At 67.3% G+C, this 13,767-nt stretch carries 13 protein-coding genes and 1 pseudogene; 3 read left to right on the forward strand and 11 right to left on the reverse strand.

The features are described 5' to 3' along the window. Positions 1 to 44: 44 nt before the first annotated feature. Positions 45 to 1,631, forward strand: a complete 1,587-nt coding sequence (locus OG326_RS37080; RefSeq protein ID WP_327141777.1) for an FAD-dependent monooxygenase — start codon at positions 45 to 47, stop codon at positions 1,629 to 1,631. Here the strand turns inward: OG326_RS37080 and OG326_RS37085 are convergent. Beyond that, positions 1,552 to 1,998: a YdeI/OmpD-associated family protein gene (locus OG326_RS37085; RefSeq protein WP_327141778.1), complete on the reverse strand. Its 447-nt coding sequence runs from the start codon at positions 1,996 to 1,998 to the stop codon at positions 1,552 to 1,554. The two genes, OG326_RS37080 and OG326_RS37085, sit on opposite strands and share 80 nt — an antisense overlap. Before the next feature lie 211 nt (positions 1,999 to 2,209). Here OG326_RS37085 and OG326_RS37090 point away from each other — a divergent pair, with 211 nt between their 5' ends. After that, positions 2,210 to 2,404: a hypothetical protein gene (locus OG326_RS37090; protein ID WP_327141779.1), complete on the forward strand. Its 195-nt coding sequence runs from the start codon at positions 2,210 to 2,212 to the stop codon at positions 2,402 to 2,404. Between the two features lie 68 nt (positions 2,405 to 2,472). Here the strand turns inward: OG326_RS37090 and OG326_RS37095 are convergent, their stop codons facing one another. Genes OG326_RS37095 through OG326_RS37115 form a run of 5 tightly spaced genes read right to left on the reverse strand, consistent with a single transcriptional unit; the run spans position 2,473 to position 9,218 of the window. Then, positions 2,473 to 3,255 carry an SDR family NAD(P)-dependent oxidoreductase gene (locus OG326_RS37095; protein ID WP_327141780.1) on the reverse strand — a complete coding sequence of 261 codons (783 nt, stop codon included), beginning with the start codon at positions 3,253 to 3,255 and terminating at the stop codon, positions 2,473 to 2,475. 14 nt (positions 3,256 to 3,269) lie between these two features. After that, positions 3,270 to 5,015, reverse strand: a complete 1,746-nt coding sequence (locus tag OG326_RS37100; RefSeq protein WP_327141781.1) for an N-acyl-D-amino-acid deacylase family protein — start codon at positions 5,013 to 5,015, stop codon at positions 3,270 to 3,272. Between the two features lie 5 nt (positions 5,016 to 5,020). Beyond that, positions 5,021 to 6,679 (reverse strand): class I adenylate-forming enzyme family protein, encoded by a 1,659-nt coding sequence (locus tag OG326_RS37105; protein ID WP_327141782.1) that lies wholly within the window; start codon positions 6,677 to 6,679, stop codon positions 5,021 to 5,023. Positions 6,680 to 6,682: 3 nt separating this feature from the next. Next, positions 6,683 to 7,834 (reverse strand): serine hydrolase domain-containing protein, encoded by a 1,152-nt coding sequence (locus tag OG326_RS37110; protein WP_327141783.1) that lies wholly within the window; start codon positions 7,832 to 7,834, stop codon positions 6,683 to 6,685. Positions 7,835 to 7,850: 16 nt separating this feature from the next. Continuing rightward, the gene (locus OG326_RS37115) at positions 7,851 to 9,218 is read right to left on the reverse strand and encodes a flavin-containing monooxygenase (protein ID WP_327141784.1); all 1,368 of its coding nucleotides are present in this window, start codon (positions 9,216 to 9,218) and stop codon (positions 7,851 to 7,853) included. A 205-nt stretch (positions 9,219 to 9,423) separates the two neighbouring features. On the opposite strand from OG326_RS37115, the gene OG326_RS37120 reads away from it, so the two are divergent. Then, complete coding sequence (locus OG326_RS37120) at positions 9,424 to 10,077, forward strand: TetR/AcrR family transcriptional regulator (RefSeq protein ID WP_327141785.1); 654 nt, start codon at positions 9,424 to 9,426, stop codon at positions 10,075 to 10,077. 36 nt (positions 10,078 to 10,113) lie between these two features. Here OG326_RS37120 and OG326_RS37125 read toward each other — a convergent pair whose 3' ends face one another. From OG326_RS37125 to nirD, 5 genes and pseudogenes are all read right to left on the reverse strand, one after another. Further along, positions 10,114 to 10,524: a nuclear transport factor 2 family protein gene (locus OG326_RS37125; protein ID WP_327141786.1), complete on the reverse strand. Its 411-nt coding sequence runs from the start codon at positions 10,522 to 10,524 to the stop codon at positions 10,114 to 10,116. 87 nt (positions 10,525 to 10,611) lie between these two features. Next, the gene (locus tag OG326_RS37130) at positions 10,612 to 10,833 is read right to left on the reverse strand and encodes a hypothetical protein (protein WP_327141787.1); all 222 of its coding nucleotides are present in this window, start codon (positions 10,831 to 10,833) and stop codon (positions 10,612 to 10,614) included. Between the two features lie 91 nt (positions 10,834 to 10,924). Continuing rightward, the gene (locus tag OG326_RS37135; RefSeq protein ID WP_442790872.1) at positions 10,925 to 11,800 is read right to left on the reverse strand and encodes a sirohydrochlorin chelatase; all 876 of its coding nucleotides are present in this window, start codon (positions 11,798 to 11,800) and stop codon (positions 10,925 to 10,927) included. A 389-nt stretch (positions 11,801 to 12,189) separates the two neighbouring features. Next, a pseudogene (locus OG326_RS37140) lies at positions 12,190 to 13,335 on the reverse strand (uroporphyrinogen-III synthase); the annotation flags it as partial. Further along, on the reverse strand, positions 13,332 to 13,766 hold the full coding sequence (gene nirD / locus OG326_RS37145) for a nitrite reductase small subunit NirD (protein ID WP_327141789.1): 435 nt from the start codon (positions 13,764 to 13,766) through the stop codon (positions 13,332 to 13,334). The gene nirD and the pseudogene OG326_RS37140, both read right to left, overlap by 4 nt. Position 13,767: the final 1 nt, after the last annotated feature.

Here is a 13,767-nt window from a genome sequence, read left to right on the forward strand (position 1 = left end):
TCACCTCCTTGCGGGAAATTCAATCATTCGTGTACAACGTACACATGATGTACGACGTACACGAACAACGAGTACTGGTGGTCGGCGGCGGATTGGCAGGGTTGTGCGCGGCACTGTTCCTGCGCTCGCACGGGGTCGAGGTGATGCTGGTGGAGCGGCGCACCACGACCTCACCGCAGCCCAAGGCGCGACGCATCAATATCCGGACCATGGAGCTCTTCCGGCAACTGGGCATTGCCGACGAGGTGCTCGAGGCGGCACGCGATCTGGCGAATAACCAGTTCATGGCGGCCGGGCCGACCCTCGCCGCGGCCGAGCGACTGCCGTTCACGCTGCCCGGCGGCCTGCCGGACTGGGAGGCCATCACACCCGCGACGGCCTGCCTGTGCGCACAGGATCTCCTCGAACCGGTGCTGCGCGATAGGGCCGAGGCCCGCGGCGCCGAGGTGCGATTCGGGGTGGAGCTCATCGACTTCCACGACGGCGACACCGGCGTCGAGGCCACCCTGCGCGGTGCCGACGGCACGGTGCAGCGGCTGCACGCCGACTACCTGATCGCCGCCGACGGGTCCGGCAGCCCGATCCGGGAGCGGCTGGGCATCTCCCGCAGCGGTCGCGGCACGCTGGGCCGGGCGGTGAACGTCTACTTCCGCGCCGAACTGGCAGAGCTGGTGCGCGGGCGCGAGTTCAATCTCTGCCAGATCGAGAACGACAGCGCACCAGGCGCTTTCGCCTCCATCGACGGCTCGGCGCGATGGATATTCTCCAGTGCGACGGGCCTGGATCGCGGCGCCGGAGAGTGGCCGGACACCCTGCGCACCGCCATCGGCGATCCCACCGTCGAGATCGAGATACTGAGTGTAATGCCCTGGGAGCCAGGGATGTTCGTCGCCGACACCTATCGCCGCGGGCATATCTTCCTGGCCGGAGATGCCGCCCATGTCATGCCGCCGTTCGCCGCGGCGGGCGCGAATACCGGAATCGAGGACGCGCACAATCTCGCCTGGAAGCTGGCTCATGTCCTACACGGCAGCGCGGACCCGGCACTGCTGGACACCTATCAGTCCGAACGCCACCCGGTCGGATGGTTCATCGCCGATCAATCGAGTATTCGGACCACCGATCTGCGCACCATGAATCGCGAGTCCACCGATGCCACCCCGCTGGCCGATCCCCTCGCGCTGATACTCGGAAACCGCTATCCCACAGGCGCATTCGTCGACGATGGCAGCGCGCACACCATGGATCACCTCGATATCGCAGGGCAGCCGGGAACCCGGCTACCGCATGCGTATCTCACACCCGGCCGATCGACCCTCGATCTGATCGGCACCGATTTCGTGCTCCTCATCGGCTCCTCCGGAGCACCTTGGCGCACAGCCGCGGCCGGCATGCCGAGCGTGAGCGTGCATGACATCCCCGAGACTTATTGCAAGACAGTCGATCTCACGACCGAGGGCGCCCTGCTGGTGCGCCCCGATCAGATAGTCGCCTGGCGGGCGCCGCAACTGCCCGCCGATCCCGCAGGCGCACTGCACACCGCCCTCGCGCTCAGCCTCGGCCGGGCCGCACATCCTCGAGGGCCTTGGCAATCCGGCGAGCACGCGTCTCCGGCCGCTTCGCCTCGCTGACGGCCTTGATGTGCTCGCGGCGGCGGGTATAGGACAGCGCGTCGAACGCCGCGCGCGCATCCGCGTCCGCCAGGGCCGCGGCGAGGTCATCGGGTACCTCGATCGTGCGCTCGGCGGTATCGCGCTCCACGGTGACGGTCACCGTATCGCCGGGGCCCTTCCCCAGGTCGGCCCGAATGGATTTCAGCACGCCCAGGCAGGGGCCGTCACCCATGGACATGATCGAGCCCGTGTACGGAATACCGTCGAAGGTGACCTGCACGGGGATGCGGCCGCCACCGCCGAGATCGGCGAGGATCGCGGCGGGAACGGGGATATACGCGCCGCCCCCTTCGGCGGCGTGAATCGAGCCCTCGAATCGATGCATGCGACCACCGTATTCGAGCGATCCGGAAAAAGAACGCAGACCCGGACACACCTCGGGCCTGGGAATTCTCCGCCGTCCCGCCGTGCCGAGCGCCGCCGCACCCCCCATTTCATTTCTATAACCATCCGCACCCCGTAGGGTGAGGCATATAGGCGGAGTTGACCCGAGTCATTCGGATACGGCAACCCGACGCAGCCCCGGGAAGTTTTCTATGACCTCGGCACGACAGACGATCCTGGTAGAAGAGCAGAGCGAATTCGGCGCCGCACGGGCCGCCGAGAAGGCCGCCACCATCAAGCAGAACGCCATGGCGACCCGCACAGTCGCAGGTCACGCCCTCGATGTAGCCGACTGCGAATACCTCCTGCAGATGCTCGGCCTGGATGCGGGCAGCAAAGAGGAATAGCCCCACCTGCACGACCGGCCGGCCATCAGCTCTCGCTGATGACCGGCGTTTTATGCGGTGAGCGGCGATCAGCCGCCGGCGAGCTTGGCCAGGTTGGGGAAGTTGCTGATCTCCCAGCCGCCGTCCACCACCAGTTCGGTGCCGGTGATGTACGAGGCGTCGTCGCTGGCCAGGAACAGGCAGGGCGCTGCGATCTGTTCCGCGGTAGCGGCCGCGCCCATGGGGATGCGGTCCAGGAACATCTGCTTGGCCGGTGCGTAGCCCATGACGGCCGCGGTCAGCGGGGTGTCGACCAGCCCGGGCAGGACCGAATTCACCCGGATGCGGTGCTGCGCCAGCTCGAGGGCGGCGTTCTTGCTGAACATGACCACGCCCGCTTTGCCGGTGGAGTACGGGCTGCCGCCGGGCATCGGGACGCGGCCGTCCAGTGACGAGACATTGACGATGGCGCCGCCGCCGCTGTCGCGCATCAGGCGGGCCTCGTGTTTGGTGCAGAGGAAGACGCTCTTCTGCACCAGGTCGATGGTGAAGTCCCAATCGGCCTCCGCGAGATCGGTCACGGCGCCGATGCGGGAGCCGCCCGCCACATTGAAGGCCGCATCGAGCCGGCCGAAACGCGTTGCGGCGACCTCGATTCCGGCGGCGACCTGAGCCTCCACCGTCACATCCGCCACCACCGGCACGAAGGCGTCGCCGAGTTCGGCGGCCTTCTTCTGCAATCCGGCCTCATCGATATCGAGACCGACCACATTCGCGCCCTCGGCGATCAGCGCCTCGGCGATGGCCGCCGCGATACCCGAGGCCGCGCCCGTCACCACGGCGGTCTTGCCGCCGAATCTGCCTGTGCTCATTATGAACTCCTCTTTCAGCGTCGACCGGCGCGCAGGAACTGCCCGGTGCGCTCTTTGCCGAGAGCCGGGGATTTGTCACCCAGGCCGAATACGTATTCACCGTTCACCAGCACGGCGGTAATGGTGTCGTCATTGCGATTGACCATGCGGGAGAGATTGTCGAACTCCGGAATCGGGTTCTCCGCGTAGGCATCCAGGCTCTCGTCGAGATGCGCCGGATCGAGCACCACCACATCGGCGCGGTCACCCACGCGCAGGTGCCCGGCGTCCAGGTCGTACCAGTCGGCGAGTTCACCGGTGACGCGGTGCACGGCGTGCTCCACGCTCATGAACGGCCGCCCGTCCTGCTGTGCGCGGTGCACACGCTTGAGCAGTCGCAGCCCGAAGTTGTAGAAGGCCATATTGCGCAGATGCGCCCCGGCATCCGAGAAGCCCAGTTGCACACTGGGATCGGCGGCCAGTTTGTCCAGCACCTCGGGCCGGTGGTTGGAGATGGTGGTGCGCCAGCGCACCTTCGGCCCGTACTCCACCACCAGATCCAGGAAGGCGTCCACCGGATGCACACCGCCGCGATCCACGCCGACCTGACCGAAGGTCTTGCCGATCACGCTCGCATCGGGGCATTCGGTGATCTCGGCATCGAAGAAGTCCCGATGCCAGACCCGCGGGCCCCACTTCTTGTCGTAGTCCTTGCGGAAGGCACGCCGGTAGGTCTCATCGGCCAGCAGCTCACGCCGCTGCTCCAACTGATTGGACAGATGCAGAGCCGCTGCGCCGGAACCGAATTCCTCGAACACCGGCAGGTCGATACCGTCGGAGTACACCTCGAACGGCACCGGCAGATGCTGCCAGCGGAAGTCACCGCCGAGCCGGTTGAGCACCTTGCCGATGAGCGGGAAGATCTGCACCACACCGGGAATCGCCTTGATATCGGCGGCCGAGAGCAGGCTCACCTTCAGATTCGGGCGGAAGATGCCGAGGCTGCTGGCGGCCATGGCGACCAGGCTCTGCGGCCGGGCCACATCGGGACCACCCTGCAGCGTCCGCTTGCGTTCGCGCAGAATGCGATTGAGCCGGCGGCGCTCCTTCGGCTTGGCATAGGTCGAGGGCAGGGTGCGCGAACGGCACACCTCACCGTCGAGCTTGTCGAAGAGCAGCTGCTGTGAGGACATGCCGACAAAGCCGGCGTCGAGGGCCTCACTGAGCTTGTGCTCCATGGCTTTCAGCTCGGATTCGGTGGGAATCACATCCGGGCGGGTGGCGCGCTCGAGCCCCATCTGCGCGGCGCGAATATCCGAATGCCCGATGAAGGCGGCGAGATTCGCGCCCAGGGGCAGTGATTCCAGTGCGGCCACATAGCTGTGTGCGCTGTTCCACGTCTTCAGACCGTCGATCGCCGCCACCACGTGCTTGCGCGGAATCGCCTCCACCCGGCCGAACAGATCGCCCGCATCGGTACCGCCCACATGCACGGTGGAGAGCGAGCAGGAGCCCAGCAGAATGGTGGTGACGCCGTGCCGCAGCGATTCCGACAGCGTCGGATCCAGCAGCACCTCCACGTCGTAGTGGGTGTGGATATCGAGCATGCCCGGCAGGACCCACTGCCCGGCGGCGTCGATCACTCGCGCGCAATCGGTTTCGTCGAGCGCGTCGGTGGTGACGGTCGCGATCCGGCCGTCCCGAATGCCGATATTACGAATGGCCGACGGCGCTCCGGTGCCGTCGAACCAGCGCCCGCCCTTGATGATGGTCTCGTACACGGTCTTCACTCTCCGAGGGACAGGTCGCGGCGCAGCACCTTGCCGGTCGCATTGCGCGGCAGCGCATCAGCGGTGATGAGCCAGCGGGCGGGCACCTTGAAATAGGCCAGCCGCTGTGCCACGTGCTCGCGCAGCTCGTCCTCGGTGACCGAATCCGGGTCCGCGACAACAACAATGGCCGCGACCTCCTGACCCAGATCCTCGTGCGGAACGCCGATGATGGCCGATTCCTGGACCAGCGGATGGGCGTCGAGCGCGTTCTCGATCTCGGTCGGGTAGACGTTCTCACCGCCGCGCAGAATGAGATCCGAACGGCGCCCGGCCATTTGCAGCACACCGGCGGAGACGAATCCGAAGTCACCGGTGCGCAGCCAGCGGTTCTCATCGATCGACGCGGCCGTGGCCACCTCGTCGTTCCAGTAGCCGAGCATGACGTACGGACTGCGGATGCAGATCTCGCCCTCCACACCGTCGGGCACGACATTGCCCTCCGGATCCCGGATCTCGACGGCGACGCCGATGATGGGCCGCCCCACCGCTTCCGGGTTCGCCAGCAGATCCGCCGGCGCCGCGATGGTGGCGGCGGTACCGCTCTCGGTGCAGCCGTAGCTGGTGGTCAGGGCCACCTGCGCCACCGGAAGCCGCTCGCGCAGCCGCTGCTGCAGCGCGGGCGAGGACGGCGCGGCATTGAGCGAGAACCCCGACAGCGAGGACAGGTCGTACTTGGTGAGATCGGCGTCGAGCAGGCGGCTGGCCATGGTCGGCACCGCACCCCAGTTGGTGATGCGCTCGGATTCGATGAGCCCCAGGATCTTCTCGGCGTCGAACCCGCCGGACGGGAAGATCACCGCGTCACCGGTGTTCAGGCGCGGCACCGCGAGATTGTGCAGGCTCGCGATGTGGAAGAGCGGGGAGGTGGTGAGGAAGCGGCGGCTGGTCGGCGAACCGTCCCACGCCAGCCCGCGGAAGCCCGCCATCAGAGCATCCGTGAAACGGTGATAGTCCGCGACCGCCACCATGTTCCGATGCGAATGCACCACGCCCTTGGGGCGGCCGGTGGTGCCGCTGGTGTAGAGGATGCACGCCGGATCCTCCTCTGCCACAGCGGTTACCGGGTACTCCCCCGCGTATTCCGCGACCAGGGCGGGCAGGTCCTGCTCCATGGTGAGGACCGGTACCCGCGCGCCCGCCTCGGCCAGCGCCTGCGCCCGCTTGGCATCGGCGATGACCACCACCGGCTGGGTGTGCTCGAGACCGTAGGCGATCTCCAGCGGCGCCCACCACGCGTTGTAGCCGACCGGGATCGCGCCCAGCCGCTGCGCCGCCCAGAAGGTCAGCACCCATTCGGGGGTATTGGCGGCCAGAATGCCGATGCGATCGCCCTTGCCGATGCCGTAGCGCTGCTGCAGCGCCGCCGCCAGCGCGCCCGCCGCCTCGTAGTGCTCGGCGAAGGTCATGTGCTTGTCGGCGCCGACCAGATAGTCGCGATCACCGAGGTCACGGGAGCGCTCCAGCAGCTCCAGCAGGGAGTGCGCGCGAGTGCGGAAGACCGGGAGCCGCGCGCCCAGCACCTCCTCCACCGTCATCTCGAACGGCCCGCCCGGACCGGTGAGTTTCGCGGCCACCTGCGCGGCAAGGGCCTGGAGGTCAACGGCTTGCGTCATGAATCAAATCCTCGAATCTCGTACCGCTGCGAAGGCTGCCTTCAGATAGGCGTCGGCGCGATCGGAGCCGATCAGGCCGGGCGCCATCCGGTTCATGGTGTAGGCGAAGGTGACCCGGTGATCCAGGTCGTTGACGACCATGGATCCACCCAAGCCGCCCCACCAGCACACCCGGCCGTCCGGGACCTGCGGAGCCGTCTCCGGCTTCGGCAGACCGTAGCCGATGCCGAAGCGCAGCGGAAGCAGGATGGCCAGATCGACGCCGTCGACCTGCTGATCGAAGATCAGATCGATCGTCTTCTCCGACAGGAACTTCCGGCCGCTCAACTCCCCGCCATTGCTGATGAGCGACTGCACGCGGGCCACCGAGCGGGCATTGCCGTGGCCGTTCATGCCGCCGAGCTCCGCCTGCCGCCACCCGGGGGTGGAGCACATGTCGAAGTCCAGCAGCGGCTGGAACAGCGTCTTGAACATGACGCTGTCCTGCGGCAGCAGCGACTGATCGAATTCCGGATACTCGGGCGGAACGATGGTGGCGATGCGCTCGAAATGCTCTGCGCCGGTGCCGATATGGAAATCGGCGCCGAGCGGACCGGCCAGCTCCTCGGCGAAGAAACGGCCCAGGGTGCGGCCGTCGATCCGCCGGATGAGCTCGCCGACCAGATGGCCGTAGTTGAGCGCGTGATATCCCGACGCCGTGCCCGGCTCCCACCAGGGCTCCTGCTGCGCCAGGCGCGCCGTCGAGGACTCGAGCTCGTAGATATCGGGAATCTCGATCGGCGCTTCCCAGCCGGAAACCCCGGAGGTGTGCGAAAGCAGGTGCCGCACTTCGATATCGGCCTTGCCATTGGCCGCGAACTCCGGCCAGTAGTGCGCCACCTTCTGGTAGACGTCCAGTGCACCACGGTCCACCAGCAGCAGCGCGCTCAGCGCCGTCATGGTTTTGGTGATGGAGAAGCTGTTCACCAGGGTGTCCGCCCGCCAGCGCGTGGTCCGCTCCGGATCGGCGTAACCGCCCCAGAGATCGACCACCGGATCGCCGTTCACGGTCACACAGAGTGCGCCGCCGAGTTCGGCCCCGGATTCCACCTGCTCGGTGAAAGCCGCACGGACCGCAGCGAATTCGTCGGCACAGAATCCAGCCACATTGCTCATTCCGTTCCGCCCTCTCTCAGACTCTGGCCGAGGCGCGCGCCGGCACCGGCAGTGCGTGACCGCGATCGGCGGCCCGCTTGGCTCCGCGCGCCATTTCGCGCTGCAGATCGCGGACGTACGGCTCGAATTCGATCTGGATGGTGTGCCGGGGCGAGTCGTAGTACGTCCCGCTGCGCAGCGCTTCCGCGGCGGCCATGGTCTCGGTCATCTCCGCCGGGGACGGCAGGGCGTAATTGCCGGACAGATAGGCGGCGACCAGCTTCGACTGCTGCTCGGCGAAGTTCACCAGGGTCGGCATGGGCTGCGCGAGACCCAGATAGAACAGATTGTCCACACCCGGCTTGATCATCTGCCGGTAGAGCGGGATCATATTGCGCGCATCGGGCAGCAGCTTCGGATCGGAGAAGAACGGGAAGCTGATGTGATAGCCGGTGGCGCACACGATCACATCCACCTCCTCGACGCTGCCGTCGGCGAAGTGCACATTCTTGCCGTCGAGGCGGGAGATGGCGGGCTTGAACACCACATCACCGCAACCGGCCCGGTGCAGGAACTCCTCGCTGGCCGACGGATGCGCCTCGAACGGAAGGTGATCCGGCTTCGGGAGACCGTAATCCTCCATGAAACCGCGATTCTTGACCACGAAGCGCTGTTTGAGCTTGAGCCCCAGCTTCTTCGGCATCCAGGAGGGCATGGAGGCCTTGTCGCCGACCTTGCCGTTCACGTACTTCGGCAGCACCCACACACCGCGGCGGGCGGAGAGGAAGAACTTCGAGGCGATGAACTTCTGCGACAGTTCGGAGGCGATATCCAGCCCCGAATTGCCCATGCCGACAACCACGACGCGCTTACCGCGCATATCGATCGGATCGAACGGATCGTTGTAGGCATGCGAATGCATGAGGACGCCGTCGAATTCGCCCGGATAGTCAGGCATGCGCGGGTCCCAGTGGTGACCGTTGCAGACCAGCAGCGCGTCATAGGTTTCGGTGCGACCGGTATCGGTGGTGATCTCCCACAGGCCCTGGGCGTCCCGCTCGGCCGAGATCACCTTGGTGTTCAGGATGATTCGATCGCCGATGCCGAAGTGCTCGACATAGTCCTTGAAGTACTGGTGCAGCTGCGTGTGGTGCGGGAAGTCCGGCCACTCGTCGGGGGCCGGGAAGTCCTCGAACGCCAGGCGGAACTTCGAGGTGTCGATGTGCAGGCTCTGATAGCAGGCCGACATGCCGTTCGGGTTCTTGAAGTACCAATTGCCGCCCACCTGATCGGAGGCTTCGTAGCAATCGAAGGGGATGCCGTATTCGGCGAGGCGCTTTGCGGTGGTGATGCCGGACGGGCCGGCGCCGATGACGCACACCCTGGGCAACTCACGGGTTTCCAATTCACTCTCCTGCTTCGGCGGTGGGTCACATTGCCCGGCCGGACGTGATGTGACACACACGCTAGCATTCGCTAGACACCGTGTCTAGTGAATGAACAAACGTCTATCATCAAGGTGGAAAGCCCGGACAGACGTAGACTCGAGCATCGGAAAAGGCCGCCGTACGGGCGCCTTTCGCTCACCCGAACCAAGGCGGCCAGCACCCATGCAGACCGAACCGGCCATTGATCCCGCCCAGCCCGCGGGCGTGACCACCCGGCGCACCTCCCTGCGCGACGAGCAGAAACGACTCACCCGCAGCCGGCTGATCGAGGCCGCCAAGGGGCTGTTCACCACCCAGGGATACGCGCCGGTCCGAGTGGACGACATCGCCGCGGCGGTCGGTTGCAGCCGCGCCACCTTCTATCTGCATTTCACCGGCAAACCCGATGTGCTGCGCGCCATCGCCGAACAGGGGGCGCTGCCCAGCGTCCAGTACTTCTACGAAGACCTCGACCATGTACTCGACACCGGCTCGCGCGAGGAGTTCGCGGCCTGGATGCGGCGGTCCATCGACTGGTTCCAGGAGTACAAGGATCTGCTGCCCGCCTGGGATGAGGCGACGGCGCTGGAACCGGAGTTCCGGGAGGTGGCGCGCGAGGGCATTCTCGCGGTGCCGAATGTGATGACCTCATACCTGTCGCGCTGGCCGGCCGATCAGCAGGATGAGGCGCGGCTGCGGATAGAGCTGCTCGTGGCGCAGCTGGAGCGGTTCTTCACGCGCTGGGCCATGCAGGGGACGATCGATGTGTCCGCCGATCAGGCCGCGACGGTGCTGACCGATATCTGGTTCCCGGCGCTGCAAACACCCGGCGCCTGAGCCGATTTCGACGAGTCGGGCAAATTTCTGGCTGACTCAGTTCGGCACGAATGTGGTGCGCGCTTGTTTCAATTCCCAGAAGGCGCGCAATGCGAGGATTTTCCCGGCCGAGTTCACGCGATAGGTGAAGACTCCGTCGACCTCGACGACGCGGCCGGCGCGCACACTGCGAATGGTGCCCACGAAGGCGACCTCGTCGCCGCAGGCATAGGAATCGGTGAGGCGGAAGTCGATGCTGCTCTCGGCAATCGCCATATCCCAGAATGCCGCGATGGCTTCGGGGCCGAAATGCCCCTGACCCGCCGGGTCGTACGGGGAGACGCCGATCGGGTCTTCCACCCGGGCCTCGGGCGCGAACAGGGCCAGCCATTCGGCCTTGCGCCTGCCGCGCACGGCGGCCTGCGAGGCGAGTCCGGCACGGCGAGCGGGATGTTCGGCATCGAGCATGCCGCCATCCTCGGCTCGCCGCAGGCTGCGGTCACCTGTCGATTCCGGTCAGTGGTCACCGGCCGGATCGATCAGTGCGCGGATCGATCAGTGCGCGGCCGCGGAACCCGTCCAGCCGAAGCCGGTGCCGGGCGCCGCCGGATCATTGGCGGCGGCCTGCTGGCTGCACTGATCGTCCGAGAGGCCGGAGGCCTTGCACGCGGACCACGGGTCGTACAGACCGGAGACGGCTGATGCGGTGGACGCGGTGGCGAAAGACCCTGCGGCACAGGCGACAATCAGACCGGCGGTGACGACAAGCTTCTTCAACAGAAAACCCTCCGAGCGCAATGGAATTTGATTTGCACATTGCCACGGCAATGCGGAAACCACCAAACACTCGGCAATTTCGGCGATTCGGTCAGGCGACGTGAACGGCCGCGAGAGTATCCGCTGCGGTGCGGTAGCGATCCACCAGCAAACGAACAATGGCGGGATGCACGCCGATCGGTTCGGCCACCCCGTCCGCACCCGCCGAATGCAGGCGCTCATGGAACAGGCCGTGCGCCAGCAGGTACGAGGCGATGAATACGCGCCGCGCACCCGCCGCGCGCGCCTGGGCCACCACCTCCGGAACCCGGGGCTCACCGGTGGCGATATACGCCGGCCGGACCGGCGCCGCGATCTGCTCGGCGAGCAGCCCCGCCGCGCGCCGTACATCCTTCAGCGCCCGCGCATCCGACGAACCGGCGGCCGCGAACACCACCGCATCACCCGGTCGCCACCCCGCCGCCCGCAACCGCATGCGCATGACCGCCGCCAGGGCCGGATCCGGACCCATCGCACGGGTGACCGCGACCGCCGCATGGGCACTCGCGGCCACCTCTCGCGGCACATCCTGATACACGTGGTATCCCGAAGCCAGGAAGGCCGGAACCACCACCGCGGGAACACCTTCCACATCCCGCAACACCTCGGCCGGCGACGGCCCGAGCACATCCACGAACGCCGTGCGCACCCGCGGCACGTCCGCCGCACCGATACCCGTCACCGCCTCCGCACCGGACACCACGCCCGATGCGCCGACAGCAAGCAACGATGCCGATGCGGCCCCGAACGCGGCACCGGCACCTGTCTCTGAGTGCGACGCACCGGCCAAATCCGCCGTGCCGCTACCGAAACCAGGCGAATCCGCGCCCAGCTCCCGCGCCACCGCTTCGGCCAGCGCCGCAATCATCTCCACCCCACGCGCACTCCTGGTGCCGTGCGCCACCAGCACCAGCGCCGGGCTACTCACCACACCTCCGCAACAGGCGCAGGCCGAGTGGCCCGCACCGGCGCACCGGAACCGCTCACCGGCAGCTGAGCACCGGCATGCGGCACGGTCGCCGGGCGCGTGGGAAATGCCTGGCGGGCAACAGTGCTGGGCGCTGGGGCATGGTCGGCGGGGCGGGGTGCGCCCGCGGGGGCGGGCGGGTACGGCGGGCGACCACCGGAACCGGTTCCCGCGGCGGGATCCGCCGCAGTGCGGGGCGCGAAGGCGGGGCGAGCGGATCCATTGAGCGGCGGATCGGTGGGGACGACAGTCGAGGGGTAGCGGGAGGGGGTGTCCTGGCGGGGGCCAAGGGTGGGGGTGCGGGGCGGGAATTGCTGGCGAACAGGGGGGTTCAGGGTGACCGGGTGGGGGTTGTCGTTGCATTCGGCCGGGTCGAGGGCCAGGCGGTAGCCGCGTTTGACGACGGTTTGGATGGCTTTGGGGCTGCCGAGACCGGCGCGGAGGCGGGCGATGGCGGTTTCCACGGCGTGGGTGTCGTCGCCACCGCCGGGGAGGGCGGCGAGCAGGGCTTCGCGGGAGACGACGCGGCCGGGCTGGCGGGCCAGCGAACGCATGAGGGCCATGGGGGCGGGGGCCAGCTGGCGCACCTCGCCGTCCACGATGACGCAGCTGCCGCGGACGCTCAGAATGTGGCCTGCGGCTTGAATTCTATTGGCGCGGCGGGGAAGTTCCTCGGCCACGTGGCGGGCCAGGGCGCCCAGGCGGGCGCGGGCGGGCATGGTGGTGGCCACGCCGAGCTCCTCCAGGGGCGCGGCGGTGATGGGGCCGACGCAGGCCGCGAGCACCCGGCCGCGCAGAGCGTGCAGTACCGCCTCGAGCAGACCGGTTTCCTTGGCGCGCATGAGAAGTGACGCCACAGCGGGCGCACTGGTGAAGGTGACGCAGTCGATGCCGGCGGTCACGATGGCCTCGATCATGCGGTCCATCGGCGTGCGATCCTGCGGCGGCGTCCAGCGGTAGACCGGTACCGGCACCACATCGGCTCCGGCACAGCGCAATACCTCGCAGAAGTCCGGCACCGGCTCCCATTCGGTGGTGGCGCCGTGCAGCTGCACGGCGATCCGCACGCCCTCGACGCCTTCGGCGAGCAGATGATCGAGCACCTCCGCCGAGGATTCCGAGGCGGGCGACCATTCCTCGCGCAGTTCCGCGGCGCGAATAGCACCCTTGGCCTTCGGTCCGCGAGCCAGCATGCGGGTGGAAGCCAAAGTGGCGCGCAGGTTTTCGGCCAAACCCCAGCCCTCGGCCGCCTCCATCCAGCCCCGGAAACCGATACCGGTGGTGGCGACGGTGATCTGCGGCGGTTCGGCGACCAGCTGGCGCGTCACCCGCTCCAGCTCATTGTCATCGGCCAGCGGAATGATCCGAATGGCCGGGGCCATCACGATATTCGCGCCGCGACGGGTGAGCAGCGTGCCGAGCTCATCGGCCCGCCGCGCCGCCGTGATGCCCACGGTGAAACCGGCGAGCGGAGTGCCCGCGTCGGGCTCGGTCATGCCGTACCGCCGTCGAACGATCCAGGGCCGCCGTCGAAAGACCCAGGGCCGGGCACGAACATCATGGGTTCATTGGCCACCGAGACCACACCGTCGGCAACCTGCACCGAATAGACCGGCAGCGAGATGCCCGCATCGTCCAGGCAACTACCGTCCAGGAGCGAGAAACTCTGCTTGAGCAGCGGCGACGCCACCACGGGCACACCACCGCGATCGCCGACGATGCCGCGGGACATGACCGCGGCCCGGCCGAACGGGTCGATATTGCCGACGGCGTACAGCGTGCCGTCCGCCGTCAGGAACAAGGCCGCCTGGCGGCCGCCCTTCAGCAGCACCGCCACCCCTCGGCCGGGAATCAGGTAGTCCAGTCGGCATGCTCGGGTCCAGCCACTGAGGCTGGTCACGGTGCCGGGTGTGTCGATCACGGTCATC

The sequence above is a fragment of the Nocardia sp. NBC_01327 genome, assembly GCF_035958815.1.
Taxonomy (GTDB): Bacteria; Actinomycetota; Actinomycetes; order Mycobacteriales; family Mycobacteriaceae; genus Nocardia.

Coding starts and splice junctions, on each gene's coding strand:
- OG326_RS37105 (WP_327141782.1), bottom strand. CDS start 6,679: ATGACGCAAGCCGTTGACCTCCAGGCCCTTGCCGCGCAGGTGGCCGCG.
- OG326_RS37085 (WP_327141778.1), bottom strand. CDS start 1,998: ATGCATCGATTCGAGGGCTCGATTCACGCCGCCGAAGGGGGCGGCGCG.
- OG326_RS37095 (WP_327141780.1), bottom strand. CDS start 3,255: ATGAGCACAGGCAGATTCGGCGGCAAGACCGCCGTGGTGACGGGCGCG.
- nirD (WP_327141789.1), bottom strand. CDS start 13,766: ATGACCGTGATCGACACACCCGGCACCGTGACCAGCCTCAGTGGCTGG.
- OG326_RS37080 (WP_327141777.1), top strand. CDS start 45: ATGATGTACGACGTACACGAACAACGAGTACTGGTGGTCGGCGGCGGA.
- OG326_RS37120 (WP_327141785.1), top strand. CDS start 9,424: ATGCAGACCGAACCGGCCATTGATCCCGCCCAGCCCGCGGGCGTGACC.
- OG326_RS37110 (WP_327141783.1), bottom strand. CDS start 7,834: ATGAGCAATGTGGCTGGATTCTGTGCCGACGAATTCGCTGCGGTCCGT.
- OG326_RS37090 (WP_327141779.1), top strand. CDS start 2,210: ATGACCTCGGCACGACAGACGATCCTGGTAGAAGAGCAGAGCGAATTC.
- OG326_RS37125 (WP_327141786.1), bottom strand. CDS start 10,524: ATGCTCGATGCCGAACATCCCGCTCGCCGTGCCGGACTCGCCTCGCAG.